The organism is Actinomadura sp. SCN-SB (genome assembly GCF_043906805.1).
Classification (GTDB): Bacteria; Actinomycetota; Actinomycetes; order Streptosporangiales; family Streptosporangiaceae; genus Spirillospora.
In genome coordinates, this window is record NZ_JBIMPP010000094.1 from 1 (window position 1) to 26100 (window position 26100).

Annotated in this window: 29 protein-coding genes; 17 read left to right on the forward strand and 12 right to left on the reverse strand. The window is 72.7% G+C overall.

Features of this window, described 5'->3' with window-relative positions; all coding sequences use genetic code 11:
* A partial coding sequence (locus ACGWYJ_RS35710; RefSeq protein WP_395110992.1) for a hypothetical protein occupies positions 1–394 on the forward strand: 394 nt, incomplete at its 5' end.
* Here the strand turns inward: ACGWYJ_RS35710 and ACGWYJ_RS35715 are convergent.
* The 3 genes from ACGWYJ_RS35715 to ACGWYJ_RS35725 all read right to left on the reverse strand — a co-directional run bounded on the left by ACGWYJ_RS35715 (position 391) and on the right by ACGWYJ_RS35725 (position 4035).
* On the reverse strand, positions 391–1581 hold the full coding sequence (locus ACGWYJ_RS35715; protein ID WP_395110993.1) for a hypothetical protein: 1191 nt from the start codon (positions 1579–1581) through the stop codon (positions 391–393). The two genes, ACGWYJ_RS35710 and ACGWYJ_RS35715, sit on opposite strands and share 4 nt — an antisense overlap.
* 4 nt (positions 1582–1585) lie before the next feature.
* On the reverse strand, positions 1586–2275 hold the full coding sequence (locus ACGWYJ_RS35720; RefSeq protein WP_395110994.1) for a hypothetical protein: 690 nt from the start codon (positions 2273–2275) through the stop codon (positions 1586–1588).
* 188 nt (positions 2276–2463) lie between these two features.
* Positions 2464–4035, reverse strand: coding sequence for a serine/threonine-protein kinase (locus tag ACGWYJ_RS35725; RefSeq protein ID WP_395110995.1), 1572 nt, complete (start codon positions 4033–4035; stop codon positions 2464–2466).
* 311 nt (positions 4036–4346) lie between these two features.
* Here ACGWYJ_RS35725 and ACGWYJ_RS35730 point away from each other — a divergent pair, with 311 nt between their 5' ends.
* Positions 4347–5567 (forward strand): alpha/beta hydrolase, encoded by a 1221-nt coding sequence (locus ACGWYJ_RS35730; protein ID WP_395110996.1) that lies wholly within the window; start codon positions 4347–4349, stop codon positions 5565–5567.
* Between the two features lie 21 nt (positions 5568–5588).
* Complete coding sequence (dapE, locus tag ACGWYJ_RS35735) at positions 5589–6644, forward strand: succinyl-diaminopimelate desuccinylase (protein WP_395110997.1); 1056 nt, start codon at positions 5589–5591, stop codon at positions 6642–6644.
* Here dapE and ACGWYJ_RS35740 read toward each other — a convergent pair.
* A complete protein-coding gene (locus tag ACGWYJ_RS35740) occupies positions 6641–6835 on the reverse strand; it encodes a hypothetical protein (RefSeq protein ID WP_395110998.1) in 195 nt (64 codons plus the stop codon). The two genes, dapE and ACGWYJ_RS35740, sit on opposite strands and share 4 nt — an antisense overlap.
* A 295-nt stretch (positions 6836–7130) precedes the next feature.
* On the opposite strand from ACGWYJ_RS35740, the gene ACGWYJ_RS35745 reads away from it, so the two are divergent.
* The 3 genes from ACGWYJ_RS35745 (at position 7131) to ACGWYJ_RS35755 (ending at position 10035) form a co-directional block, all read left to right on the forward strand.
* A complete protein-coding gene (locus ACGWYJ_RS35745; RefSeq protein WP_395110999.1) occupies positions 7131–7940 on the forward strand; it encodes a TIGR00730 family Rossman fold protein in 810 nt (269 codons plus the stop codon).
* Positions 7940–8578 carry a TIGR00730 family Rossman fold protein gene (locus ACGWYJ_RS35750; protein WP_395111000.1) on the forward strand — a complete coding sequence of 213 codons (639 nt, stop codon included), beginning with the start codon at positions 7940–7942 and terminating at the stop codon, positions 8576–8578. The genes ACGWYJ_RS35745 and ACGWYJ_RS35750 overlap by 1 nt, the downstream gene beginning before the upstream one ends.
* 137 nt (positions 8579–8715) lie before the next feature.
* A complete protein-coding gene (locus tag ACGWYJ_RS35755; RefSeq protein ID WP_395111001.1) occupies positions 8716–10035 on the forward strand; it encodes an alkaline phosphatase PhoX in 1320 nt (439 codons plus the stop codon).
* Between the two features lie 30 nt (positions 10036–10065).
* Here ACGWYJ_RS35755 and ACGWYJ_RS35760 read toward each other — a convergent pair whose 3' ends face one another.
* Positions 10066–10410: a hypothetical protein gene (locus ACGWYJ_RS35760; protein WP_395111002.1), complete on the reverse strand. Its 345-nt coding sequence runs from the start codon at positions 10408–10410 to the stop codon at positions 10066–10068.
* Positions 10411–10454: 44 nt separating this feature from the next.
* Here ACGWYJ_RS35760 and ACGWYJ_RS35765 point away from each other — a divergent pair, with 44 nt between their 5' ends.
* The 3 genes from ACGWYJ_RS35765 to ACGWYJ_RS35775 are packed head-to-tail and all read left to right on the forward strand — an operon-like array spanning position 10455 to position 12007.
* Positions 10455–10922 (forward strand): hypothetical protein, encoded by a 468-nt coding sequence (locus tag ACGWYJ_RS35765; protein ID WP_395111003.1) that lies wholly within the window; start codon positions 10455–10457, stop codon positions 10920–10922.
* Positions 10919–11413 (forward strand): SRPBCC family protein, encoded by a 495-nt coding sequence (locus tag ACGWYJ_RS35770; RefSeq protein ID WP_395111004.1) that lies wholly within the window; start codon positions 10919–10921, stop codon positions 11411–11413. The genes ACGWYJ_RS35765 and ACGWYJ_RS35770 overlap by 4 nt, the downstream gene beginning before the upstream one ends.
* A gap of 9 nt (positions 11414–11422) precedes the next feature.
* Positions 11423–12007 carry a DNA-3-methyladenine glycosylase I gene (locus ACGWYJ_RS35775; RefSeq protein ID WP_395111005.1) on the forward strand — a complete coding sequence of 195 codons (585 nt, stop codon included), beginning with the start codon at positions 11423–11425 and terminating at the stop codon, positions 12005–12007.
* 50 nt (positions 12008–12057) lie between these two features.
* Here the strand turns inward: ACGWYJ_RS35775 and ACGWYJ_RS35780 are convergent, their stop codons facing one another.
* Together ACGWYJ_RS35780 and ACGWYJ_RS35785 are read right to left on the reverse strand one after the other, a co-directional pair.
* On the reverse strand, positions 12058–12843 hold the full coding sequence (locus tag ACGWYJ_RS35780) for an enoyl-CoA hydratase-related protein (protein WP_395111006.1): 786 nt from the start codon (positions 12841–12843) through the stop codon (positions 12058–12060).
* Positions 12836–13675, reverse strand: coding sequence for a PaaX family transcriptional regulator C-terminal domain-containing protein (locus tag ACGWYJ_RS35785; protein ID WP_395111007.1), 840 nt, complete (start codon positions 13673–13675; stop codon positions 12836–12838). Before ACGWYJ_RS35785 ends, ACGWYJ_RS35780 begins: the two co-directional genes overlap by 8 nt.
* A gap of 159 nt (positions 13676–13834) precedes the next feature.
* Between ACGWYJ_RS35785 and ACGWYJ_RS35790 the strand changes: the two genes are divergently transcribed.
* Both ACGWYJ_RS35790 and ACGWYJ_RS35795 read left to right on the forward strand, forming a co-directional pair.
* A complete protein-coding gene (locus tag ACGWYJ_RS35790) occupies positions 13835–14002 on the forward strand; it encodes a DUF3117 domain-containing protein (protein ID WP_285698573.1) in 168 nt (55 codons plus the stop codon).
* A 172-nt stretch (positions 14003–14174) separates the two neighbouring features.
* Positions 14175–15650 carry a leucyl aminopeptidase gene (locus tag ACGWYJ_RS35795; RefSeq protein WP_395111019.1) on the forward strand — a complete coding sequence of 492 codons (1476 nt, stop codon included), beginning with the start codon at positions 14175–14177 and terminating at the stop codon, positions 15648–15650.
* Here the strand turns inward: ACGWYJ_RS35795 and ACGWYJ_RS35800 are convergent.
* Both ACGWYJ_RS35800 and ACGWYJ_RS35805 read right to left on the reverse strand, forming a co-directional pair.
* Positions 15647–16243 carry a hypothetical protein gene (locus ACGWYJ_RS35800; protein ID WP_395111008.1) on the reverse strand — a complete coding sequence of 199 codons (597 nt, stop codon included), beginning with the start codon at positions 16241–16243 and terminating at the stop codon, positions 15647–15649. The genes ACGWYJ_RS35795 and ACGWYJ_RS35800 overlap by 4 nt on opposite strands.
* Before the next feature lie 10 nt (positions 16244–16253).
* A complete protein-coding gene (locus tag ACGWYJ_RS35805; RefSeq protein ID WP_395111009.1) occupies positions 16254–16919 on the reverse strand; it encodes an O-methyltransferase in 666 nt (221 codons plus the stop codon).
* 192 nt (positions 16920–17111) lie between these two features.
* Between ACGWYJ_RS35805 and sigE the strand changes: the two genes are divergently transcribed.
* The 5 genes from sigE to ACGWYJ_RS35830 all read left to right on the forward strand — a co-directional run bounded on the left by sigE (position 17112) and on the right by ACGWYJ_RS35830 (position 22439).
* Positions 17112–17855 (forward strand): RNA polymerase sigma factor SigE, encoded by a 744-nt coding sequence (gene sigE, locus ACGWYJ_RS35810; RefSeq protein ID WP_395111010.1) that lies wholly within the window; start codon positions 17112–17114, stop codon positions 17853–17855.
* Positions 17856–18009: 154 nt separating this feature from the next.
* Complete coding sequence (locus ACGWYJ_RS35815) at positions 18010–18696, forward strand: zf-HC2 domain-containing protein (RefSeq protein WP_395111011.1); 687 nt, start codon at positions 18010–18012, stop codon at positions 18694–18696.
* Complete coding sequence (locus ACGWYJ_RS35820; protein WP_395111012.1) at positions 18693–19895, forward strand: sigma-E factor regulatory protein RseB domain-containing protein; 1203 nt, start codon at positions 18693–18695, stop codon at positions 19893–19895. Before ACGWYJ_RS35815 ends, ACGWYJ_RS35820 begins: the two co-directional genes overlap by 4 nt.
* 218 nt (positions 19896–20113) lie before the next feature.
* Entirely contained in the window at positions 20114–21973 is a 1860-nt protein-coding gene (locus ACGWYJ_RS35825) for a S1C family serine protease (RefSeq protein ID WP_395111013.1), read from the forward strand.
* Positions 21974–22076: 103 nt separating this feature from the next.
* Positions 22077–22439: a sec-independent translocase gene (locus tag ACGWYJ_RS35830; protein WP_395111014.1), complete on the forward strand. Its 363-nt coding sequence runs from the start codon at positions 22077–22079 to the stop codon at positions 22437–22439.
* A gap of 51 nt (positions 22440–22490) precedes the next feature.
* On the opposite strand, the gene ACGWYJ_RS35835 is transcribed toward ACGWYJ_RS35830, so the two are convergent.
* Entirely contained in the window at positions 22491–23630 is a 1140-nt protein-coding gene (locus tag ACGWYJ_RS35835) for an Mrp/NBP35 family ATP-binding protein (protein ID WP_395111015.1), read from the reverse strand.
* A 132-nt stretch (positions 23631–23762) separates the two neighbouring features.
* On the opposite strand from ACGWYJ_RS35835, the gene ACGWYJ_RS35840 reads away from it, so the two are divergent.
* Positions 23763–24224: a MarR family winged helix-turn-helix transcriptional regulator gene (locus ACGWYJ_RS35840; RefSeq protein WP_395111016.1), complete on the forward strand. Its 462-nt coding sequence runs from the start codon at positions 23763–23765 to the stop codon at positions 24222–24224.
* 14 nt (positions 24225–24238) lie between these two features.
* Here the strand turns inward: ACGWYJ_RS35840 and ACGWYJ_RS35845 are convergent, their stop codons facing one another.
* Both ACGWYJ_RS35845 and ACGWYJ_RS35850 read right to left on the reverse strand, forming a co-directional pair.
* Positions 24239–24739 carry a DUF1003 domain-containing protein gene (locus ACGWYJ_RS35845; protein WP_395111017.1) on the reverse strand — a complete coding sequence of 167 codons (501 nt, stop codon included), beginning with the start codon at positions 24737–24739 and terminating at the stop codon, positions 24239–24241.
* A gap of 2 nt (positions 24740–24741) precedes the next feature.
* The gene (locus ACGWYJ_RS35850; protein WP_395111018.1) at positions 24742–26085 is read right to left on the reverse strand and encodes a magnesium transporter MgtE N-terminal domain-containing protein; all 1344 of its coding nucleotides are present in this window, start codon (positions 26083–26085) and stop codon (positions 24742–24744) included.
* Positions 26086–26100: the final 15 nt, after the last annotated feature.

Genomic DNA, 26100 nt, shown 5'->3' on the forward strand with positions numbered 1-26100 from the left:
CAGAGCCGGCCTGCGGACCTACGCCCACATACGCGACGAACAGCAGTGGAACACCGGCGGCTCCGCGCCGAGACAGGTTCTCGACCGCGTCTTCCACGAGATCGCCGATGCCGAGGCGGTCCTGCTGGACCTCACCGGCGACGCCGGGTCCAAGCGGGTCGGCCTGAACATCGAGGCGGGCTACGCCAAGGCCCTCGACAAGACGATCTTCGCGCTGTGGCGGGTGCCGGAGCGGCCGCACATGACCACCGACCTCGCGGACTTCGAGGACTCCTACGAGCACGATGGGGAGATCGAAGAGGTGATCTACCGCCGGTTCGCCGAGTGGACCACCCAGCGCGAGGCCCATGAACGCCGCGGGCGGGCCGTCGGGAGTCTCGGGGGCGGCGGCTAGTCGGGGACGTAGATCCAGGCGGGTTCCTCGAAGCGTTTCTCCGGGATGCGGACGTGGACGGGGCGGAACCGGTCCGGGGGCAGGCCGCCGTATCCGTGGCCGATGACGTCGCGGTAGAGGACGTCCGGCACGATCAGTGCCAGGTCGGCCTTCTGGTGGTCGGTCAGGGCGCGGCGTAGCGGTCCGGAGTCCAGCAGGCGGTGGACGGCGATCGCGGACTCGCCGACCCAGCCGTTCACCCCGTGGTGGAGGTGCCCGCGGTGCAGCGCCACCCGGATGCGCAGCCGGGCGTGCGCGTTCAGGTCGGCGTTGGTCCGGGCGAGCGCGTCGCGCAGTCCCTCGACCAGCCGCGGGATGACGCTCGCCTCGTCCAGCGGCGCGGGGAAGACCTCGAACCGGCCGTCCCCCGACTCCTGCGGGTCGACGTCCCCGTCCGGGATGCCCGCGTGGCGGCGGGCCTCGGCCAGCAGGCCGACGAAGCGTTCCTGGGCACGGGCCGCCTCGGGTGTCCGGAACCGGCTGAACCGTTCGATGTCGGCCGCGAGGCACAACCGCACCGACGGCCTCCGGTCGTGCGGGTGTGCCGGGTCCGCGCCGGAGACGGGCACCGCCGGAACACGCTCGTCCGGTAGATGCATCGTGAAGCGCACCAGGGTGTCGCCGTGGGCATGTTCGAGGCGGGGGCGGCGAAGCAGCCACCCACGGTGGGCGAACGTCGTGTCGACGCGGACCGTGCCGCTGAGGTCCGGCAGATCGACGGGGACGGTCAACACGACGCGCAGCCCGTACCGGCCGTCCCGCACCCCGGGTTGCCTTGGGTTCGCGCTGTGGCCGAAGAACACGCCTGCGGCCGCACCGACTGTTTCCTCGGCCGTGACGGGCAGGTCTCCCTGTGCCGCTTCCGGATACCGCTGGACGCCTTGTACGTTGACGCGCTGGTCGTCCAGGCTTACGCGCACGAACACGCCCGCGTAGCGCCGCGGCGCGGGCAAGGGGTCAAGGACGACCGGTACCTGTAGCTCGAACACGTCGTGACCGGCGGGAGGGGGACGATCCCAAGCCTGCGTGTGGGGATCGCCCATCGGTATGGGGACGGCGCGTACTTCTTCCAGGGATGCGCCGGAGACGCGGACGCTCCTGCGCTTCCAGCCGCGCGCCGTGTAGAGGCCGATTCCTTCCGCGGACACGGCTTCAGCGCACCATCGGCAGATCGGGCTGGTAACGCCTGTCACCGATGAGGTAGCCGCAGTGGCCGCCGAGCAGCGCGGTGCCGCTGCGGCCGTGCCTGATCTGCTCGGACGTGGCGCAGATGACGGTGGACACCGTGTCATTCTCGCCCGCCTCGATGAGCGCCCGGCGCAGGCGGACCGCGGCGGGGCCGGTCATCACCGGCTCGTACACCTCGAAGTGCCGCAGTTGCCGGTACGGTCTGTCCGGCGCCGGCCCGTTGACGACGGAGCGCTCGACAACGGAACGCACGTGGGTGAAGGCGATTTCCGACGCGACGGGCAGAAGCTCGCGCAAACCGCATTCAGCGAGTTCCTCGGCCAGTTCTCGATGCAGGCACTCGATGGGCGCCTCGCGGTAGGCGCCTATGGAGAACCAGCGGAGGAAGGCGCCCACGGATGAGGCGGGCAGGAAACCGCGCAGGTCGGCCCGCATGACCTCGGCCAGCGAAACGGCACGGTCGGGACGGAAGCCCAGGTCGTCGAGCACGGGTACAGCGGGCACGAAGTATTTGTAGACGCCTCCGGGCGGGTTGAACGAACCGGGGCGGTTGGGCGTGTGAAAGAGCACATGCCGGTCCTCGTCGCGCAGCCGGATCAGCGCGGAGAAGGAGACCCGGACGTCGTTCCCCGCGCGTCGGCGGCTGATCATCATGCTGACCTCCGGAAGAGCCTCGGCTCAGCTTAGGAGCGCACGCGGCGACGAAACAGGAACGACTTCACAGTCGGGCCCGCAGGTCGGCGCCGTGCCGGCTTCCGGGGCACCGACCGGGCGAGAAGATCGGCCGCACCCGCTGAACGCGTCTCGCCGAGGTCACGGCCGGCCTCGCGTGAAAACGGGGGCTACCTCAGGCGGCGGAGCGTGCCCGTGCTCGTGCCGTCCTCGGCGCGGAAGCGGATGGTGTCATCGCCGGTCAGCGTGAGCGTCTGCTCCCCGACGCTGACGCAGGCGCCTGGAGGTTCGCTGGCGGTCACGCGCGTGTCGACCACGAGGGTGCGTGCGCCGGCCGATACGAGCGTGCCCGCGCCCTCGCAGCGGGCCCTGCTTCCGGAGGTTCGGGTGATGACGACGTCGTTTCCGTAGCGTCCCTGCTTGATGGTCATTCGCCGGGTCTGGGGTCCGGTGATGGTGCCTTCCCACGTTCCGATGAACGCCGGCGGGACGTCACCCTTCGCCGCCGGTTCCGTCGCGGTCCGCGTCGTCTTCGTGGCGCGTGGCGCGGTGGCGGCGGGTGTTCCGGACGCGCCGTTCTCGCGCGCCTCGGAGGCGGATGGTCGCCCGTTGCCGGCTGTCTTGAGCACCACGGCGACGACGGCGACCACGATCAGCGCCGCCAACGCCCCGATCACCAGCCCCAGGGCCCGCGGGATCGGTTCCCGGGCGGGGAAGGCCGGAGCGGGTGGTGCCGCCGGGGGAAGGGCCGCCGGTGGCGGACCGCTCACAGGCCGCTGCGGTGGCTGCGGGGCGGCGGGGAACGTGGGTGACCGTTCGGCGGGACGTGTACGGGGGCCGTCAGGCCCGGGAGCCTCCAGGTCGAGGAGCGCGACGGCATGGCGGCTCAGGTGCTCCATCACCTCCGGCGGCAGCCACGGGCCGGTGACGGCGGCGCCCACCCGCTCGATGATCTCCGCCGGGGACGGGCGCGCGGAGGCGTCCTTGGCCAGGCATGACTCGGCCAGCTCACGCAGCGGCCCGGGCAGGCCGTCCAGGTCGGGTTCGGCCGAGGAGATCCTCATCATCACCGCGTGCATGCCGGAGTCGGCCGTGGCGAACGGGAAGCGTCCCGTGGCCGCGTAGGCCAGCACCGACCCCAGGGAGAAGACGTCGCTGGCGGGTGTGACCCGTTCGCCCCGGACCTGCTCGGGCGACATGAAGGCGGGGGTGCCGAGGACCGCCCCGGTCCGGGTGGCGACGCTGAAGTCCACCGCCCGCGCGATACCGAAGTCGATGACGCGCGGCCCGTCCAGGGTGAGGATGACGTTGGAGGGCTTGAGGTCGCGGTGGACCAGCCCGCGGCCGTGCACCGCGCGCAGCGCTCCGGCGAGGCCGGCGGCCAGCGGGCGCAGGGACCGTTCGGGAAGCGGGCCGTACCCGCCGTCCAGCACCTCCTGCAGTGTGGGACCGGCGATGTACGCCGTGGCCAGCCACGGGATCTCCGCTTCGGTGTCGGCGTCCAGCACCGGGGCCGTGAACTCCCCGCCCACCTCGCGGACCGCCCGCACCTCGTTCCGGAACCGGCGGCGGAACTCGGGGTCGCGGGCCAGTTCGGCGTGCACCAGCTTGACCGCCACGGTCCGGCCGCCCGCCGAACGTCCCAGGAAGACCGAGCCCATGCCGCCCGAGCCCAGCCTGGCGAGTAACCGGTAGGGCCCGGTCTGCCGTGGATCTCCGGGCTGGAGGGGCTGCGTGGTCACGTCCGGAACTCCTCGGCCGGGGGCCTGACCGCTGGTGAAACCGCCAGTCGAGAGTAGCGCACAAGGTTCCGGCCGGACGGCTGTGTCCGGCGATCGGCGGCGGGGGTCCGGGTTGTGGGCGGTCACAGGCGATCAGGTGCGCTCTTGACCCGGGGGTGGGGTGATCGGAGTCTGGTGAGACCCCCGGCGAAGGAGGGCTCGGCCCCATGTTCCGACGGCTTGCCGCCTTGGTGGCGGCGTGTGTGGTGGTTTCCACGATGGCGGCAGGTGGGGCGGAGGCCGGGGTGGGTCCGGGGCCTGCGAGCCGACCGGTGATCTTCGTGCACGGGTTCAGCGGGTCCGGCCAGCAGTTCGAGACGCAGGCGCGGCGGCTGGCGTCGAACGGGTACCGGGCCGAGTTCATCGAGGCGCACGAGTACGATTCGTTGTTCGTGGAGAACACCCGTGACGAGGTGTTCGCGTCCCTGGACCAGCGGATCGCGCGCCTGCGTGCCAAGGCGCGCAAGGACAAGGTCGATCTCGTCGCGCACTCGCTCGGCACCGGCCTCATGCAGGAGTATCTGAGGAGCTCGCCCGAGAGGGCGGCCGCCGTCGCGCACTACGTGAACCTGGACGGGGCGACCTCGGCCGATCAGCCGGGCGGCGTGCCGACGCTGGCCGTGTGGGGCGAGGGCTCCACGGCCCGCGCGGTGGGCGGGGCGACCAATGTCTACTTCTCCGGCCAGTCGCACACCCAGGTCGTGACGTCGGCCGAGACGTTCGCCGAGATCTTCCGGTTCCTCACGGGACGGGCGCCGCGTACGACCGCGATCGTCCCGCGGAGGCACGCACGGCTGTCCGGACGGGCCGTGCTGTTCCCCGCCAACGTCGGGGCGGACGGTGCGCGCCTGGAGATCTACCGGGTGGACCCGCGCACAGGAGACCGCAGGACGCGGCGGCCCGAGGCGGTCTTCCACATCACCGGGGACGGGTCATGGGGCCCGTTCAAGGCCGACGGCGGCGCCCACTACGAGTTCGCGCTGGTGTGGGGCCCGGCCTCTACCCATCATCTGTACTTCCAGCCGTTCCTGCGTACTGACGACCTCGTCCGGCTGCTGACGAGCCGTCCGGGCGAAGGGCCGGCATCTCAGGTCGAGACCGGCGACGGGCATTCCGCGATGACGATCAGCCGGCAGAAGGAGTGGTGGGGCGACCAGGGCGGCGCGGGGGACTCGCTGCGGATCAACGGGCGGGAGGTGCTGAACGCCGCCAACACCCCGCGCGCCAAGCGCGCGATCGGCATCTTCACCTACGACGCGGGCAAGGACGGCGTCACCGACCTGAGCGCGCCGATTCCGGTGTTCGCCGCGCAGCCGTTCCTCACCGGGATCGACGTCTTCATGCCCGCGGGCACGCGGCGTCCCCTCTCGGTGGTGTCGCGGCCGCGGGGTGGTGCCGGACGGGTGGACGCGCTCATGGTCCCGGCCTGGCCGTCGAGCGAGCACCGGATCTCGGTGCAGTTCAATGACCACCTTCAGGAAGCGCGGCGCTGACCCTGCGTACGCTTGGGGGGCATGCGGCTGGATCTGGGACTGGACGTGGCGGCGCTCACGGCGGCGATCGTGGACATCGAATCGGTGAGCGGTAACGAGAAGGCGCTCGCCGACGCGGTGGAGGAGGCGCTGGCGCCGCTGCCGCACCTGCGGGTCGCGCGGGACGGCGACACGCTGGTCGCCCGCACGGAGCTCGGGCGCGACCAGCGGGTCATCCTGGCCGGGCACCTCGACACCGTCCCGCTGAACGGCAACCTGCCGTCGCGGGTCGAGGGGGACCGGCTGTACGGGTGCGGCACCACGGACATGAAGAGCGGTGTCGCGGTGGCGCTGAAGCTGGCCGCCGCGCTGTCCGCGCCCAGCCGCGACATCACCTACGTCTTCTACGAGTGCGAGGAGGTCGAGGCCGACCGCAACGGGCTCAAGCGGCTGGTCGAGACCCGTCCCGGGCTGCTGGAGGGGGACTTCGCCGTCCTGATGGAACCCACCGGCGGCCTGATCGAGGGGGGCTGCCAGGGGACGCTGCGGGCCGAGATCACCGTCGAGGGGAAGCGGGCGCACAGCGCGCGTGCCTGGATGGGCTCCAACGCGATCCACTCCGCGGGCGTGGTGCTGGACGTGCTGCGCGCCTACGAACCGGCCCGTCCGGTGGTGGACGGCCTGGAGTACCACGAGGGCCTGAACGCCGTGTTCATCCGCGGCGGCGTCGCCGGGAACGTGATCCCGGACGAGTGCGTGGTCACCGTCAACTACCGGTTCGCTCCCGACAAGTCGCTCGCGGAGGCCGAGGCGTACGTGAGGGACCTCTTCCCCGGCCACCGGGTGACGATCGTGGACGGCGCGCCCGCGGCCCGTCCCGGCCTCGACCATCCGGCCGCCGCCTCGTTCGTGGCGGCCGCCGGCGCGGCGGTACGGGCCAAGCTCGGCTGGACGGACGTGTCCCGGTTCGCCGACCTGGGCGTTCCCGCGGTGAACTACGGTCCCGGCGAGCCGACCCTGGCCCACACCAAGGAGGAGCACGTCGAGATCCCGCTGATCGCCGACTGCGAGCGCCGTATGCTCGCCTGGCTTGGCTAGCCCGCGTTCGGCCTCGGGCCGATCGTCGGTCTTTCCTCACCGGCGGGACCGGAGAACTGGCCCCCTGCCGGCGAGGGCGTCAGCGGGACGTTGGTGTCCAGGGCCAGGTTGACGCCGCTCACGAGCAGCACGGCACCGGCCATGATGGCGAAGCGGCGGACCCACCGGGCGCGGCGGTTGGAGGCGTTCACGAAGACCGGCGCGGGGTCACCGCGGCCGTGTGCGTCGTCCGGTTCAGGGGTCTGAACTGGACGCACGGGCGGCAGCCACGCGGGACGGTCCGGCGAAGGCGTCGCGATGATCGGACGGCCCGGGTCCGGGCGGGCGGATGGACGACGAGTGTTGACCGGGTGGGCGGCATGCAGCCACCTGGCAGCAGAGCGGGGATTTCTTGCCACGTTCGGATCAGCGTCGTTCGCACGGAAAGCGTCACTGCCGTCACTTTCCATGCACGGCCGTGCCCGCCGCTTGGTTACGGTGAGGGGCATGACAACGGACGCGAACCACCGGACACGGCGACAGGGGCCCGCCATGCTGCGCGGCAGGGCCGTGCCGCAGACCACCACCGACCAGCGCCTGCTGGACGCCCGTGGCCCCTCCGACTGGGTCCACGCCGACCCCTGGCGCGTGCTGCGGATCCAGGCCGAGTTCGTGGAGGGATTCGGCCTGCTGGCGGAGATCCCGCGCGCGGTGAGCGTCTTCGGCAGCGCTCGCACCAAGCCGGGTTCGCCCGAGTACGAGCTGGCCGTGGACATCGGCGCCCGGCTGCACGAGGCCGGCTACGCGGTGATCACCGGCGGCGGGCCGGGGATCATGGAGGCCGCCAACAAGGGCTGCGACGAGGCCGGCGGGCTGTCGGTCGGGCTGGGCATCGAGCTGCCGTTCGAGCAGAAGCTCAACGCGCATCTCGACATCGGCCTGGAGTTCCGCTACTTCTTCGTCCGCAAGACGATGTTCGTCAAGTACTCGCAGGCGTTCGTCGTGCTGCCGGGCGGCTTCGGCACGCTGGACGAGCTGTTCGAGGCGATCACGCTGGTGCAGACCGGCAAGATCACCCGCTTTCCGATCGTGCTGGTCGGCACCGAGTTCTGGGGCGGCCTGGTCGACTGGGTGAAGAAGACCATGCTGACCTCCGGGAAGATCTCCCCCGAGGACATCGATCTGTTCCACCTCACCGACGATCCCGAGGAGGCCGTCCGCGTGATCGTGGACGCGCATGTCCAGCAGGCCCGGCTGCGCGACGAGGAGGAGGCGGCCAGGGCCGCCGCCGAGGCCGAGGGAGTGGACGGCAGCTGATGACCACCGCGGATTCGGTCCAGGAGGACGGGACCGGCGAGTCGTCCCGCCGGTTGGCCGTGTGCGTGTTCTGCGCCTCCAGCAACAAGATCGACAAGGTGTATCTGGACCTGGCCGAGCAGGTCGGGGCCGAGCTGGCGCGGCGCGGGCACAGCCTGGTCAGCGGCGGCGCGCAGGTGTCGTGCATGGGCGCCGTGGCCCGCGCCGCGCGGGCCGGCGGCGCCCGCACCATCGGGGTGATCCCCGAGGGGCTGGTCAGCGTGGAGATCGCCGACCCCGAGAACCACGAGCTGGTCGTCACGCCCGACATGCGCACCCGCAAGGGCGAGATGGACCGGCGCAGCGACGCGTTCCTGGTGCTGCCCGGCGGCATCGGGACGCTGGAGGAGCTCTTCGAGATCTGGACGGCCCGGGTGCTGGGCATGCATTCCAAGGCGGTCGTGATCCTCGACCCGACGGGGGTGTACGAGCCGCTGCGCGAGCTGATGACCGGGCTGACCGAGCAGGGGTTCGCCCGTCCCAAGATCTGGGACGCGATCGGCTGGACGGCGTCGGTGCCGGAGGCGTTCGATCTCTTGGAGCGGTCCCAGCCGCGGATCGAGTACACGCCGGCGGACTACGCCGAGGCCGAGCTGTGACCCGGCCGGTTTGGTGTGATTAGCCGGATATCGGAAGTGTGTCCTGGGGGTTCGGCCCACGGACGGGGCTGGTTCACCGGCGGTTCACGGGCACGCGCCAGGCTCCCCATGATCGTTGTTCATGCGAAGGAGCCGCCATGTCCGTGTCCCGTCGCGGGGTGATGAAGGGCAGCGCCGCCGGTGCGCTGTCCATCGCCCTCGCCGGCAGCCTCGACACGATCTTCCAGACCTCGGCCGAGGCCAAGGCCGGTGGAGCCGCTGGTTACGGCCCTCTGGTCCCGGACCCCAAGGGCGTCCTGGACCTTCCCAAGGGCTTTTCCTACAAGACCCTGTCCGCGCAGGGTGACACCATCGCCGACGGCGTGCTCGTACCGGGTGCGCACGACGGCATGGCCACGTTCGAGGGCAGCCGCAAGAACACCCTCCGTCTCGTGCGCAACCACGAGCAGACCGCCAGCGGCGTCAAGCCCGTCGCGCCCTCCTCATTGGTGTACGACCCCGCCGCCTTCGGAGGGACCACCACGCTTGAGGTGGACTCCCACGGCGACCTGGTGAGCCAGCGCATCAGCCTCGCGGGCACCTCCACCAACTGCGCGGGAGGCCGTACCCCTTGGGGTACGTGGCTGACCTGTGAGGAGACCGAGGGTTTCAGCGGCCAGACCAAGTCGCACGGCTGGGTGTTCGAGGTAGACCCGACCGGCAAACGGACCAAGCCCGTGCCGATCACCGGGATGGGCCGTTTCGCCCACGAAGCGGTGGCCATCGACCCGCACACTCTGGAGGCGTACCTCACCGAGGACGCGAGCGGGCCGTTCGGGCTGTTCTACCGGTTCCGCCCGCGCGCGCACCGCGGCCAGTACCACGCCTACCTGGAGGGCGGGCGCCTGGAGGTGATGGTCTGCCGGGACCTGCCCGACCTGTCGCTCGCCCAGGAGCCGGGCGAGGAGTTCCGCGTCAAGTGGAAGGCGGTGCCCGACCCGGCCGCCACGACCACCTCGATCCGCAAGCAGTTCGAGGACGGGAAGGTCACCCGTAGCCAGAAGCTGGAAGGCGCCTGGTGGGGGCACGGCAAGGCGTACTTCGTCGCCAGCTACTCCAAGAAGGAGGACGGCGCCGCGGCCGACCACGCCGGCCAGGTCTGGACCTACGACCCCAGGACCGACCGGATCAGGCTGGAGCTGATCTTCAAGCCGGGCGGCAGGTTCGACGGCCCGGACAACATCACGGTGTCCCCGTACGGCGGCGGCGTGATCCTGGCCGAGGACGGCGACGGCGAGCAGCACCTGGTGGGCACGGACCGCAAGGGCCGGGCGTTCGCGTTCGCGCGCAACGCGTTCAACGACAGCGAGTTCACCGGGGCGACCTTCTCACCCGACGGCCGCACCCTGTTCGCCAACCGGCAGTCCCCGGGCGTGACCTTCGCCATCACCGGCCCGTGGCACCGCATCCGCCACTGACCCCGTCCGCGTCCGCCGCGCTGGCCCGGCCTAGGCGAGACCGCGCCGGGTCAGCGTCGGCGGGCGTACCCCCTGGATGGACGCGACCATGTCCAGCACCTGCCGGAGCGCGGGCATCTGCCCCTCGGGCACGCGGAACACCCGTACCCCCAGCCAGGCGTAGACCGACGCGGCGGCCAGCAGCCCCGCATCGGGCTCCGTGTCCCCGTCCGCGCCGTCCTCGCGGACGAGCGTGACCGACACCGGCCTGCCCCCGGCCACCAGCTCCTTCACGCGTTCGGCGGGCGGCGCCGTCCCGGCGTCCACGACCCCGCCGGGGACGGGCGCGTTCCGGGCCAGGACCCGAGGCTCGTACGACTCCATGGCTCCGAGCATGGCACGATCGTCATGCGGAGACATCGACAGATCGGAGCGCGATCGTGGCTGTGGTCCTGGTCCTGGCCTGCCTGGCGGTGCTGGCCGCCGTCGTGGCGCTGGCGATGGGCCGGGGCGGCGAGCTGTCGCCGGCGCGGCGCGACCTCCCGCCGCTGCCGCCGTACGAGGACCGGCCGTTCACCGGCCCCGAGCCGTTCGCGTTGCCGCGCGGCTTCTGGGGGTACCAGGTCGAGAGGACCGACGAGGCCATCGGCCGGCTCCGCCGCGCGGTGTACGAGCGGGACGCCAGGATGGCCGCGCTCGAACACCGGATCGGCGAACTGGAACGCCGCCTCCACGAGGGCCACGACGGCCACGAGCTTGAGAACACCCTCCAGGACTCCCAGGAGGACACCGCGGACGACGCGCCGGAGCCCCCGCCGTGGACGTTCCCGGACGGTGGCCGCGTCGACCTGGTGAAGGGCCACGTGTCGGCCGCAGACCGCACCGAGGGGGACGGAGGCCGCTCATGAGCCGTGTCGCGATCCACGCCGACGCCGTGTCGTCCGCCACACCCGACCGGGTCTTCGCGCTGCTCGTCGACTGGCCCCTGCACGAGCGGTGGATGCCGTTCACCCGGGCGGAGGGCGGCCACGGGGTCGGGGCCGACCTGGTGGCCTGGACGGGCATCGGCCCCGTCGGCTTCCGCGACACCATGGTGATCACCGAGTGGACCCCGGGCCGCAGGGTCACCGTCCGGCACACCGGCAGGCTGGTGCGCGGCGAGGCGTTCTTCGAGGTCACACCGCTTGCCGAGGGGGGTTGCCGGGTCCGCTGGATGGAGGGGATCGACCTGCCGTTCGGCCCGCTGGGACGGATCGGCTGGCTGGCGGCCGGGCCGATGATCGGTTTCTTCCTCCGGGTGGGGCTGCGGCGCCTGGCCCGGCTCGCCGAGGCGCCCGGACCCGCCCCGGCGTCCGCCGGAGCGGCGGGCGGCGCCGGTTCCGTCGGAGGGCTGGAGTAGAACGGGGCGGTGAGCACCGCGATACTCGGCGACGACGGCCTGGCCCGCTGCCCCTGGGGGCTGTCGGCGCCCGACTACGTCGCCTACCACGACGACGAATGGGGCCGTCCGGTCCGGGACGACCAGGGGATCTACGAGAGGCTCTGCCTTGAGGCGTTCCAGTCCGGGCTGTCCTGGCTGACCATCCTGCGCAAGCGGGAGGGGTTCCGCGCCGCCTTCGCCGGGTTCGACCCGGAGAAGGTCGCCGCGTTCGGGCCGGAGGACGTGGAGCGGCTGATGGGCGACGCGGCGATCGTCCGCAACCGGGCCAAGATCGAGGCCGCGATCGCCAACGCCCGCGCCGCCCTCGACCTCCCCGGCGGGCTGGCCGCGACCGCGTGGCGGTACGCCGACGGGTCCGCGCCCGTCCCGAAGACGACGGAGGACGTCCCGCCGTTCACCGATGGCTCCAAGGCGCTGTCCAAGGAGCTGAAGAGGCACGGCTTCCGCTTCGTCGGGCCGACCACCGCCTACGCCCTGATGCAGGCGTGCGGCCTGGTGAACGACCATCTGGAAAGCTGCCACTGGCGCGCCATCGCCTCCCAGCCGGGGTGACCCGCTGGGGGGCGGGCGGGGCGCGGCGGTCCGGGCCGGGTCTCGCGGTCTCAGCGCCCCTCGAAGGTCGGCCGCTCCTTCTTCAGGAACGCCTCGGTGGCGTTGTGGTGGTCGGCGGTCTTCTCGCACGCGTCCTGGAGGTCCGCCTCCTTGGCCAGGGACGAGGACAGGTCATGGGCGGCGGCGTGGTCGAGTGCCGCCTTCACCGCCGCGTACGCGCGGGTCGGGCCCGCGGCCAGGCGCCGGGCCAGCTCGACCGCCGCGGGCGCCAGCTCGTCGGCCGGGACGACCCGGTTGACCAGGCCGAGCGCCAGGGCCTCGGCCGCCTTGATCCGCTCACCCAGCAGCAGCAGCTCGGCGGCCTTGGCCCGGCCCACCAGCCGCTGTAGCGTCCAGGACATCCCGCTGTCGGGCGCCAGGCCGATCCCGGTGAACGCGGTCGAGAACGACGCCCGGTCCGAGGCGATGATCAGATCGCAGGCCATCGCCAGCGACGCCCCCGCCCCGGCGGCCACCCCGTTCACCGCCGCCACCACCGGCTTGGGCATGGACGTGATCGTCTCGACGACCGGGTTGTAGTGCTTGCGGACGGTGTCGTCCAGCCCCCGGCCCGCCGCGAGGTTGTCGGCGTGCTCGCGCAGGTCCTGCCCGGCGCAGAAGGCCCGTCCCGCCCCGGTGAGGATCACCGCCCGGACGGCGTCGTCGCCCGCCGCCCGCTCCACCGCCGCGAGCAGCGCCTCCTTCATCGCCACGGTCAGCGAGTTCATCGCGTCGGGACGGTCGAGTGTGATCGTCGCCACACCCTCGGTCAGGTCGTACGCCACCGTTTCAGACACCGTCGTCCTCGCCTCCTGCACGCCGCCGATCCTCCGCGGCCTCGCCGTACCCGTCGAGGCAACCTTCGACGAACCGCGCCGCCGCGGGCAAGAGGCGCGCGGAGGCGTCGTCGAAGTAGCGTGCCGCCAGCGCGCCCGGCCAGCCCTGAGGCAGCAGCTCCTGGGGCAGTCCGGGGTCGTGGAACAGGAACTTGCGCCATTCGTGCACCAGGCGGCTGCGCACGGCGAAGGCCCGCTCGTCGGTGTCCACGGGATGCCCTTCCAGCAGCTCCTTCGCGTCCGCCATCCAGCGCTCGTAGGCCCGCGCCAGGCCCTCCAGGTCCCAGGCCCGTGCGACCAGCCCGTGCGAATCCCCCTCGTGCCGGGACCGGAACCGCTCCACCCGCACCGACTCGGCCGTCAGCAGCGGGTCGAGCTCCGGATTGGCGCGCGGCCCGATCCACGTGGTCTCGTCCAGCCGGGCATAACCCAGGTAGGCCAGGCCCGTCGCGAGGCGTTCCCGCCGTGACCGCTCACGCACCCTTTCGACCACCAAGAGGTGCCAATGCCCGTCCCAAGGCTCCAGATCCCGGTAGATGCGGTGCGCCGCCTCGTCCAGGCGCCGCACCGCCCGCGGCGTCAGCGCGTACCCGGGAACGGTCCCCGCGCCCCGGGCGAGGCGCACCGGTTCCAGCCAGTTCTGCCGGACCATCCGCGACACCGCGGTCCGGACGGCGGGGGCGGCGATCCCGAGAGCGGCGAGCAGCCGCACCAGGGCGGCGACGGGCGCCCGCCCGCCGCGCTGCCGCAAGTGGTCGCCGTACAGGTCGAACAGCGCCGAACGAGCGTTCATGTGAACCAGTCTCCCGGTGCCCGCTTGCTGATCGTTACCACTTCGCGCCCTGAACACGGGATAATGAACCACTACTGATGACGCGGATGCGACAGGCGGCCACGCGGCCAACGGTGCCCGGAGGCCCCATATGGCCCTAGGCAGGAAGGGGATGCACGCATGGCGGCGATGAAGCCGCGGACGGGAGACGGTCCGCTCGAAGTGACCAAGGAGGGGCGCGGAATCGTCATGCGTGTCCCGCTCGAAGGCGGTGGTCGCCTCGTGGTCGAGCTGTCCGCCGACGAGGCCAAGGAACTCGGCGACGCCCTCAAGGACGTCGTCGGCTGACCGGCCCTTTCGCGGTACCAGGTCCCGGGGGCTGGGGAGGCATGCCCGCTGCGACGCGGGCCGAGGCACCCTGAGCGCCGAGCCAGGGGGACGGCTCCTGGAACAGGGGAACGACCCCCTGGAACCCCCCGAACGCAGACCACCGATGAACGAGATCAGGGGGATCTCCACCATGCCCATCGAGACCCGGGTTCGCGCCGTCGGCGGCGCCGTTTCCGAGGCGGCCGTCGAGCTCGGGGCCGAGGCGCTCGCGGTGCCCGTCCGCTCGGGACCGGTGGCGCCTCCGGCGGAGGCGGCCAGGCTGCTTCCGTTCGCGCTGGAGGAGCTGCTGGAGCTGTACAACGCCAAGGGCGAGCCGGGTGAGATCGTCGCGGCGCCCGTGCGGCTCGGTGACACGGTGCGGGAGCTGCTGCTGTACGGGGTGGGCGAGGCGTCGCCGTCGGACCTGCGGAAGGCCGGGGCGGCGCTGGCCCGCCGCGGGAAGGGCCGCACGGCGCTGGCGGCGGGCGTCCCCGAAGGCGACCTGTCGGCCTTCGTCGAGGGCGCCCTGCTCGCCTCGTACCGGTTCAGGATCGGCGCCCAGGCCGAAGCCCCCACGGGGCCGAAGGCGCCGCTCGGCACCCTGGCCGTCCTGACCGAGGCGGGGCCGGAGGCGGCCGGGCCCGCCGTCGAGCGCGGCACCGTGCTGGCCCGCGCCACCGCCCTGGCCCGCGACCTGGCCAACACCCCCTCGGCGGAGAAGAGCCCGTCCTGGCTGGCCGAACGCGCGGAGGAGGTCGCCTCCGCGTCCGGCCTGCGGGCGGGGGTGCTCGGCGAGAAGGAGCTGGCCGAGGGCGGTTTCGGCGGCCTGCTCGCGGTGGGCGCGGGGTCGTCCCGCCCGCCACGGCTGATCGAGCTGGCCTACCCGGGGACGGGCTCCGGCCGCCATGTGGTGCTGGTCGGCAAGGGCATCACGTTCGACAGCGGCGGGCTGTCCCTCAAGCCCAACGAGGGCATGAAGACCATGAAGACCGACATGGCGGGCGGCGCCGCCGTCATCGCGGCGATGGGCGCCCTGCGCGACCTGGGCGTCGCCGACCGGGTGACCGGCCTGGTGGCCGCCGCGGAGAACCTGCCGTCCGGCTCGGCCATGCGCCCCGGCGACGTGATCACCCACTTCGGCGGCACCACCTCGGAGGTGCTCAACACCGACGCCGAGGGCCGTCTCGTCCTGGCCGACGCGCTCGCCTACGCCGACGCCGAGCTCGACCCCGACGTCGTGATCGACCTGGCCACGCTGACCGGGGCCGCCAAGGTGGCCCTGGGCCTGCGGCACGGCGCCCTGTTCGCCACCGACGACGGCCTGGCCGGCGCGCTGGCCGGGGCGGGCGCCGCGGCGGGCGAGCCGGTGTGGCGGCTGCCGCTGGTGGACGACTACCGCAAGGCGATCGACTCCGACGTCGCCGACGTGTCCAACACCGGGCGCCCCGGGTTCGGCGCCGGCACGATCACCGCCGCGCTGTTCCTGCGCGAGTTCGCCGGCGACCGGGCCTGGGCGCATCTGGACATCGCGGGCCCGGGACGCGCCACGTCCGACGACGCCGAGATCACCAAGGGCGCCACCGGCTTCGGCGCCCGCCTCCTGCTCCGCTGGCTGGCGGGCTCCTAGCGCTTCCGGCGGTCGATCACCGGGACCTCGCGGCGGCGGCGCACCTGCACCACGACCTCCTTCAGCGGCGCGTCCCACGACGGCTCCACGGGGAAGCACCAGGAGGCCGCCTCCGCCGTGGCGGGGACGTCGGTGAGGGTCAGCGCGACCAGCCTCGGCCGCTCCGCCGTACGGGCCAGCTCGACCAGCTCGTCCGACGGCAGGAACACCAGGTAGTCCTGCTCGCCGCGGCGGGTGCCCGGCACCCCGCGGCGCAGCGCCGCCAGCGCCTCCACCCGCGACCAGGGCAGCAGCCGGTCGGCCCGGCGCGGCAGCGGCCAGCGGGCCGGGCGCCGCACCCCCTCGTCGGTCAGCTCCAGGACGGGCCGCCGTCCCAGGACCCGTCCCACCGCGCCCAGCAGCCCCGCGCCGAACAGCACCAGCCCCATCGTGCCCAGGATGATCACGACCAGGCTGCGCGACCCGGTGCCCCGGATCAGGCCGCCGCCCACGAACCCGGCCGAGGCCAGCACCAGGATCAGGAAGGCCACGAGCTGCCAGACCGCCTGCCACGAGCGCCTGGTCCGTACCGTGAACGCCGTCTGCGCGGGCATCGCATCCGCCTCAGGACCGCTTGACGGCGCACAGCAGGCCGTCGCCGACCGGGAGCAGCAGCGGCACCAGCCGCTCATCGTCCCTGATCATGGAGCCCACCTCGCGGATCGCGGTGGTCTCCGGATCGTGCTTGGAGGGGTCGGCGACCCGGTGGTGCCACAGCGCGTTGTCGAACGCCACCACCCCGCCGGGCCGTAGCAGCCGCAGCGCCGCCGTCAGGTACTCCGGGTACTCGGTCTTCAGCGCGTCGCAGAACACCATGTCGTAGGCGCCGTCGGTGAGCCGCGGCAGCACCTCCAGCGCCCGGCCGGCGATCATGCGGGTGCGGGAGGTGCCCAGGCCCGCCTCCGCGTAGGCCAGCTTGGCCAGCCGCTGATGCTCGGGCTCGACGTCCACGCTGGTCAGCACCGCGTCCCTGGCCATGCCGCGCAGCAGCCAGATCCCGGAGACACCGCAGCCGGAGCCGACCTCCACGACCGTCCTGGCGCCGATCAGGGCGGCCAGGAAGCGCAGCGCCGCACCCGCGGCGGGACCGACCGGCGCCGCGCCGATCTCCTCCCCGCGCCGCCGCGCGTTCAGTAGCGCCTCGTCTTCGGGGAGGAATTCCTCCACGTAGGCCAGCGTGGCCTCTATGGCGTCGATGGCTGCCTCCTCGCGGACCCCCGCCTGGCTCATGCTGGGAAGACCATATCGCTGGACGGGAACGCATCGTCGGTTCAGCGCGTTGTAGGGGGTGACCGCTTCACCCATGCCGGCCTGCTATGGCCCGGTACGGAAGGCGAGATCACCGACTGCACGGTCTCGGTTCACCGACGCCCCAGCCCAGGCGCGACCGTCCAGGCCAGCAGAGAGGAACGACCCGGCATCATGGGAGTCGCAGCAATGACATTGACCGGCGCCGTGGGCGGTCTGCCCGCCATCGCCGGGCGTGGCCGCGCCGCCGCGGCCCGGGAGAACGCGCCGGACGCGGAGTGGGCACCGCCGTCCTGGGAGGAGGTCGTGCGCGAGCACTCCGGGCGCGTGTACCGGCTCGCCTACCGGCTGACCGGCAACCAGCACGACGCCGAGGACCTCACACAGGAGGTCTTCGTCCGGGTGTTCCGCTCGCTGTCGAACTACACGCCGGGCACGTTCGAGGGCTGGTTGCACCGGATCACCACCAACCTGTTCCTCGACATGGCGCGGCGCCGCCAGCGCATCCGGTTCGAGGGGCTCGGCGACGACGCCGCCGAGCGCCTGCAGGGCCGCGAGCCCACGCCGGCGCAGGCGTTCGACGACCGCAACTTCGACGCCGACGTCCAGGCCGCCCTGGACGCCCTCGCCCCCGAATACCGCGCGGCCGTGGTGCTGTGTGACATCGAGGGCCTGTCGTATGAGGAGATCTCGGCGACCTTGGGTGTCAAACTGGGAACCGTGCGAAGTCGTATTCACCGGGGACGCGCCCAGTTGAGGGCGGCGCTGGAGCACCGCGCGCCGCGCCGCCGTACCGAGGCCGGCGAGGACGCCGAACCCATCGCGGCGGCCCTTGCCCCGGGGAAGGATCAGGGCGGCGACCTGGTCGCGGCCCGCGCCCACGGCGGCCCGGGCGAGTCCCCGTCAGGCGGCGGCTAACGGCACGCCGCGGGTCCGCGTGCCCGTGGCGCCTCCCCGGAGGAGGCCGCCGCACCATGGCGCGGAACGCGACCACGACCGCGAGCACGACGCCGATGAAACCGCTGAACCGCATCCGAGCGACGACGGATCGACACGAGGGAGCCGGAACCGCGTGAGTTGTCTGGGGGAGCGTCTCACCGCTCTGGTCGACGGTGAGCTGGGTCACGACGAACGCGATCGCGCGCTGGCCCACCTCGCGGGGTGCGCGCGGTGCCGCTCGGAGGCCGACATGCTGCGCCGCCTCAAGCGGCGGCTGCGCGGGCTCGGCGACCTTCCCGCGAGCGACGGGGCCGACGACCTTCCCTCCACCGACTTCATGGCCCGTCTCCGCGGCCTCGCCGACACGGCCTCCGGGCCCGACACTCCCTCCGGACCCTCTGCTCCCTCCGTTCCACCACTGGACGTTCCTCCGCTGGACGCCTCACCACCCCGCGTCCCGGTCGCGTCACCCCTTCACGGGCGCCCGCGTACGCGCGCCAACCGGCCCGTCGTCCACGCTCGCGCGTCCCGGGTCACCTCGGCCCACGCTGTGACGGGTCACGGCCTCACCGCCCCGCTCTACGGCGGGGTCGCGACGATGCCCCGCCATGTGCGGCGCCGCTATCTGGCCGTCGGCGCCGCGACCCTGGTGATCGGGCTGGGCGCCGCCTCGTACGCGGCCGGTGGCCAGCGGGAGGTGCCGACGGTGAGCCCCGCCTTCGACCGCTTCGCCGTGGAGCACGCGCTGACCTCGGGCGACGTGCCGATGGGCGACCCGGTCGACCACGGTTCCTCCGTCCCGCCCGTTCCGGAGCCGTGATCGCCGGGCCCTCCGAGGGCGGCGCCGCCTCCGGGCGGCGGCGGTTGCGGACGGTACTCGTGTGCGGCGTGGCGGGCGCGGTGGCCGTCGCCGTCGCGCTGGCCGCCGACCTGCACAAGACGCAGCGCGCCCGCAACGACCCCGAGGCCGTGCGGCTGCTCCACACGGCGGCGGGCGCGGCGCTCCGCGTCCGCTACCAGGGCACGCAGTTCCTCACCACGTGGAGCGGCTCCAGCCCGGCGACCCAGCGGGTCAAGGTCGAGCACACCCCGGGCGACGGCACCTACTACGACCACGATCCCTCCTTCCCGGCGGGCGGGGCACGGTCGCGGCCCAAGCCTGGCACGGCGCGGACGTACCAGCCGGACAGCCTGCCGGTCTGGAACGGCGCGGTGGGCTTCACCTCGGAGATCCTGGGCCTGCTGATCCGCAACTACCGGGTCGTCCGGGGACCGGAGGCGTCGGTCTGCGGGCGCCGGGCGCGGGTCGTGGAGGCCCGCCGGGTGGACGGCACCACCGCGGGCCGGTTCTGGATCGACCACGAGACCGGGCTCATGCTGCACCGCGAGCTGCTGGACGCGAGAGGCCAGGCCGTGTCCACCACCGGTTTCAGCGAGCTGCGCGTGTCGCGGCCGGGCGACGCGGGCCGGGACCGGCCGCGGACGCTCACCGCGACCGCGTCGCCGAGCACGGCGGCGTCCGCCGTCCCCTGGGCCGACCGGCTGGACGGCAAGGAACTGGCCACCCTGCGCGACCAGGGCTGGCCCGTCGCCGGCGCCCTGCCGGGCCGGCTGACGCTGTACGACGCGCGCCGTCCCGCCGCCGCCCAGCGGCCCGGCCCCCACGAGCAGGCGGCCGTCAGGACCCGGAACAGGACCGAGAGCGACATCGTCCATCTCAGCTACTCCGACGGGCTGGCCGCCGTGTCGGTCTTCATCCAGCGGGGCGCGCTGGACGAGTCCCGCCTGACCGGCTGGCGCCGTACCACCACCCGGGACCGGACGGTGTTCCGCCGTGATTCGCTGCACCACTGGGCGGTCTGGGCCAAGGACGGCTATGTTTACACGGTCTTGACCGACGCTCCGCCCGACACCGCCGACCTGGTGGTGAACTCCCTGCCACGGGAGGAGGACGCCCTCCGCTCCCGGCTGGGACGGGGGTTCCGCAGGCTGCTGTCCTGGGCCAACCCGTTGGGGTGAGCCTCGTCCGGCGGCGCGGACCGCGGCCTCGGGCGGCCCTGCGCGGTGGCGCGAATTGAGGTGGCGTGCGGGGAATGATGTCATGGAACCGTATGCCTGCTTTGTACGCCATACCCTTGCGCGGGGAACGGGGGCCGGGGGCGTTTTATGCTCATCACACGCCCCGCCGGGCACGATGAGCGCGATGACGGGTAGACCATGCTCGGTAGGAGTTGGGGATGACGGAAGAGAGCCGCGGGCCGGCCGGGGCGTCTGAGAAGGACGACCTTCTGCCCGGTGCCGGGGGTGGTCGTGACGACGCGGCCGAGCCCTCGGAGACGGGCGCCGAGGTCCGGGCCGGCGACGACCGGGACGACCGGGAGGTCCGCAGCGACCGCGACGACGCCCCGGACGATCGGGACGACGACCCCGAGCCGTCGGGAGCGGTGGGTCTTGAGAAGGGTCCCGGGGTGGCGGACCGCTTGGTCGCCGGGTTCGCGCCACCCGACTCCTACGCCCGCGACACCGACATTCCCGCGCCGCCGCAGCCGACGGCCGTCGACCGTCCCATGCCGAGCGTCCAGGGTGCCTCCGCGCCTGCCGGGCCGGGTGCGCCGCCCGCCGGGCCCGGTGAGGGCGTCCAGCAGGACGTGGTCCCCGACGGCGTCGTCCCGGACGGGCCCGTGCCCCCGCATCAGGGTGAGCAGGGCCGGATGCGCCCCGGCTTCGTCCCACACGGGTACGAGCCGCACGACCCGAGGATGGCGGCCCACCAGCAGCCCGGCCAGGACCCGCGTGCGGGAGGCCGCGGCACCCCGTACGGCTGGCCGCCCCAGCAGTCGCACCAGCCGCCACCGGCGGGACCCCAGGCGGGGCCGCCCCCCGGCGGGATGCCCGTCGGCGGCCCTCCCGGCGCTCCCCGTCCCATGACGCCCGGCGGGTACGGCGGCCCGCCCGGCTCCCCGAACTGGGCGCCGGTGCCGCCGCTCCCGTCCGCGTCCCGCGGCATGCCCGGCCTGGGCGTGCTGGCCGTGGTCGCGCTGATCGTGGCGCTGGTGGCCGGCGGCGTCGGCGCCGGCATCGGGGTCATGGCCAGCGGGCGGCCCGCCGACCAGCCCTCGGTCAGCCTCGGCGGCGACAACTCGGGCCAGCCCAAGAACCGCCCGCCGGACTCGGTCGCCGGCGTGGCGCAGCGGGTCCTGCCCAGCGTCGTGTCGATCCGGGTCGCCCAGGGCGGCGGCAACGGCGTCGGCGGCACCGGCTTCATCGTCAACGGCGGCTACATCATCACCAACAACCACGTGGTGGCGTCCGGCGGCGAGATCGAGGTCGTGTTCAACGACAAGAAGAGGCTGCCCGCCACGCTCACCGGGCGCGACGCCGGCTCCGACATCGCCGTGCTCAAGCCGCAGGGCCAGCACTCGCTGCCCCCGCTGACCCCCGGCAACTCCGACGAGCTCGCCGTCGGCGACCCGGTGATCGCCATCGGCTCGCCGCTGGGGCTGGACAGCTCGGTGACCACCGGCATCGTCAGCGCGCTGAACCGGGCCGTGCCCACCGGCGGCGAGAACGGGGAGATCTCCTCCTACCTCAACGCCATCCAGACCGACGCGGCCATCAACCCCGGCAACTCCGGCGGCCCGCTGGTGGACGGCAAGGGCCGGGTGATCGGCATCAACACCGCCATCCTCACCGTGGGCGGCCGCGGGCTCGGCGGGGAGAGCCAGTCCGGCAGCATCGGGCTGGGCTTCGCCATCCCGATCAACCAGGCCAAGCGGGTGGCCGAGTCGATCATCAACACCGGCTCGGTCAAGCAGGCCAGGATCGGCGTGATCCCCGACCCGCAGTTCCAGGAGGGCGGCGCGCGGATCATCGGCTCGGCCCCGCAGGGCCAGGAGCCGGTGACCCCGAACGGCCCGGCGGACAAGGCCGGCCTGCGTCCCGGCGACGTGATCACCAAGGTGGACGGCCGCCCGATCGACGGGCCCGCCGACCTGGTCGCGCTGATCAGGAGCAAGGCGCCCGGCGACCGGATCCAGGTCACCTACCAGCGCGACGGCAGGGAGACCACCGTTCCGGTGACACTGGAGGCAGGATGACCGTCAAGAGTCGATTGCCAGATACGGGGCGTTGACGGAAGGTGGATACCCTTAAGGGGCCGGGCCGCGACGGTCCGGTCCCTTGGCGCCTGTGGAGGTCGGGTTGTTCGACGTCGGACTCGGCGAGATGGTGGTGCTCGTCGTGCTCGCCCTGGTCATCTTCGGGGACAGGCTGCCCCAGGCGGCCGCCCAGGCGGGCCGGGCACTGCGCCAGATACGCCAGATGGCCAACAACGCCAAGGCCGACCTGCAAGAGGGCCTGGGACCCGAGTTCAAGGACTTCGACGTCGCCGACCTCAACCCCAGGACGTTCGTCCGCAAGCACCTGCTCGAAGACCACGACGACGACCTGCGGCCCACCACCGCCAACGGCACCGGCGTCTTCGACGACGAACCGTCCTTGACCACGGCGCCGGGCGGCCTCGAATACGGCGAGCGCCCGCCGTTCGACAACGAGGCGACCTAGCGGCGCCGTCGAGCCCCCGGCCCGGCGACGCCGGCTCGGAGCGGCTCGCGGTCAGCGCCGCTTCGGGGAGATGCCGAGGGACATCCCGGCCAGCCCACGGGACCGGGTGCCCAGGGTGTCGGCGATCGTGCGGAGCTCCTTGGCGGCCTCGGCGTCCGGATCGGACAGCACCAGCGGAGTGCCGGTGTCGCCGCCCTCGCGCAGCCGCGGGTCGATCGGAACCTGCCCCAGCAGCGGGACGCGGGTGCCGAGCGTCCTGGTCAGCGCGTCCGCCACCGTCCGGCCGCCCCCCGTACCGAAGACGTCCTGCCGCTCACCGCAGTGCGCGCAGGTCAGGTACGACATGTTCTCGATCACGCCGATCACCTGCTGGTGGGTCTGCGCCGAGATCGCGCCCGCCCGCTCGGCCACCTCCGCGGCCGCCTGCTGCGGCGTGGTCACCACCAGGATCTCCGCGGACGGCAGCAGCTGCGCCACCGAGATCGCGATGTCGCCGGTGCCCGGCGGCAGGTCCATCAGCAGGACGTCCAGGTCGCCCCAGTAGACGTCGGCGAGGAACTGCTGCAGCGCGCGGTGCAGCATCGGGCCGCGCCACACCACCGGCTGGTTCCCGGCGGTGAACATCCCGACCGAGATCACCTTCACGTCGTGCGCCGACGGCGGCATGATCATGTCCTGCACCTTGGTCGGCGCGTCCTGGACGCCCAGCATCCGCGGCACCGAATGGCCGTAGATGTCGGCGTCCACCACGCCCACCTTGCGGCCCTGCGCCGCCAGCGCGGCGGCCAGGTTGACCGTGACCGACGACTTGCCGACGCCGCCCTTGCCGCTGGCCACCGCGTACACCCTGGTCAGCGAGCCGGGCTTGGCGAACGGGATCTCCTTGGCGGGCTCGCCGCCGCGCAGCTTGGTCTGCAGCGCCTTGCGCTGCTCCTCGCTCATCACGTCCAGCTCGACCGCGACGGAGGACACGCCGTCGAGCCGCGAGACGGCCTCGGTGACACTGCGGGTCAGCGTGTCCTTCATCGGACAGCCGGCCACGGTCAGATAGACGCCGACCCGCACCGCGCCGCCGGGCGCGATGTCGACGCTCTTGACCATGTCGAGCTCGGTGATGGGCTTACGGATCTCGGGATCGTTCACCGTGGCGAGCGCCTCGGTCACCTGCTCGGTCGTCAACTGGGAGGCCATGCCCCCATGGTATGGACATGCGGGCGATGCCCGCGAACCCGGCACCCCGTTACCTGACGCGACACGGCCGATACTCTCCGCGAGACGCCGTTCCCCTCGCACCCCGGCGCCGCGCGCCGTACGATCGCCCCCGTGACAACGTCGTCCACCTCCATTCACGCCGAGGAATCCACCCTCTGGCGGGACATGCTGCGCGCCCAGGTGCAGATCTCCCGCCGGCTCCAAGCGGACATGACGACCCGCCACAGTCTCGCGCTCGGCGCGTTCGACGTCCTGGTGCGCCTGGGCGAGACCCCGGGCGGCAAGCTGCGGATGAACGACCTGGCCGACCGGGTGCTGCTGTCGCGCAGCGGGCTGACCCGGCTGATCGACCGCATGCAGCGGGGCGGGCTGGTGCAGCGCGTGGCCTGCGACAGCGACGCGCGCGGGTTCTACGCGGTGCTCACCCCCGAGGGCAGGAGGCGGCTCGACGAGGCCACCCCCACCTACCGGGAGGGCATCCGCCGGCACGTCCTGGGACGGCTGGACGAGGAGGAACGGGAGACGTTCGCCCGGATCCTCGGCAAACTCGGCGACCCCGCCTCTCCCGGCTGACCCTCACCCCCGGTTCAGCGCAGCGGCGCGCCCGAGGTCTCCTTGCGGTCCCCGTCCAGTTCCCTGATCAGCTGCTGAAGCTCGGAACGCAGGAAGTCGCGGGTGGCCACCTCGCTCAACGCCAGCCGCAGCCCCGCGATCTCCCGGGTCAGGTACTCGGTGTCGGCGATGGCGCGCTCGTTCCGGGCGCGGTCCTGCTCGTACTGCACCCGGTCCCGGTCGTCCTGCCGGTTCTGCGCCAGCAGGATCAGCGGCGCCGCGTACGACGCCTGCAACGACAGCGCCAGCGTGAGGAAGATGAACGGATACGGATCCCAGCGCAGGAAGGACGGCGCCAGCAGGTTCCAGCCGATCCAGACCGTGACGAAGACCGTCATGTACACCAGGAACCGGGCCGTACCGAGGAACCTGGCGAAGCGCTCGGACAGCCGGCCGAACGACTCGGGATCGTAATGCGGGCGGGGCAACAGGCTACGGCGCAGCTCACGCGGCTGATCCAGGCGTGGCGTCGTCATGGTCACCTCCCCTGTCGGTCGGTCGTGTCCCGCTCACCCCCGGCGGCCGGGCCGCCGCGAAGGGCCTCCTCCTCCGGATCCCCCGTACCCTCGGCGGCCGCTTCCATGGCGCTTTCCCGCCAGTCCACGGGCAGCATGTGGTCGAGCACGTCATCGATCGTGACACTGCCGAGCAGATGCCCGTTCTCGTCCACCACCGGGCCCGCCACCAGGTTGTACGTGGCCAGGTACGTCGCCACCGCCTCCAGCGACGCCGTCGGGCGCAACGGATCCAGCTCCGTGTCCACGATCCCGCTCACCAGCGTCGGCGGCGCCTCCCGCAGCAGCCGCTGAAAATGCACCGTGCCCAGATAACGGCCCGTGGGCGTCGCCGTGGGCGGACGGCACACGTACACCTGCGCCGCCAAAGCCGGGTTCAGATCGGGATTGCGGATCCGCGCCAACGCCTCCGCCACCGTGGCGTCCGGCGACACCACCACCGGATCCGTGGTCATCAGACCGCCCGCGCTGTAATCCGGATAGGTCAGCAACCGCCGCACCGGCGCCGCGTCCTGCGGCTCCATCAACGTCAGCAGCCGCTCCCGCTGCTCGATCGGCAACTCGCCCAGCAGGTCGGCCGCGTCATCCGGATCCATCGCCTCCAGCACGTCGGCCGCACGCTCCACCTCCAGCCGCCCCAAGATCTCGACCTGGTCGTCCTGCGGCAACTCCTCCAGCACATCCGCCAGCCGCTCGTCATCCAGCGCCCGCGCGACCTCGTCCCGCCGCTTCTCCGGCAGCTCATGCACGATCCCCGCCAGATCGGCCGGTTTCATCCGCTCGAACGCCGCGATCAACCCCGCCGCGCCCTGGCCGTACTCCACCGCCGAGAACCCGTGCACCGCATCCCAATCCACCACGAACGTCTCGCCACGCCGCCGCAACCGCCCACCCCGGACCGCACGGCTCACCGCCACCTTGGACAGCAGCCAATCCCGCGTCCTCGTCGGCTCCATGGCCACGTCCACCACCACGACCGGCTCATCCCCGTCCACCAGCCGCACCGTCCGGTCCAGCATCTCGGCGATCACCAGGGTCTCCGCCTCGCGCTTCTGGAACCTCCGCACATTGAGCCGGCCATCGAACACGATCGCATCCGCCTCCACCACCGTCACCCGGGTGATCGGCAAGAACACCGGCCGGCGCGGCGCCACCTCCACCACCAGCCCCAGCACCCGCGGCGGGCGCGCCCCCAGACGCAACGCCACCACCACATCGCGAACCCGCCCGACCTGGTCACCCGCCGGATCGAACACGGCCACCCCGGCCAGCCTCGCGATGAACACCCGCCCCGGAACACCGGTCATATGCTGAGCTTATTT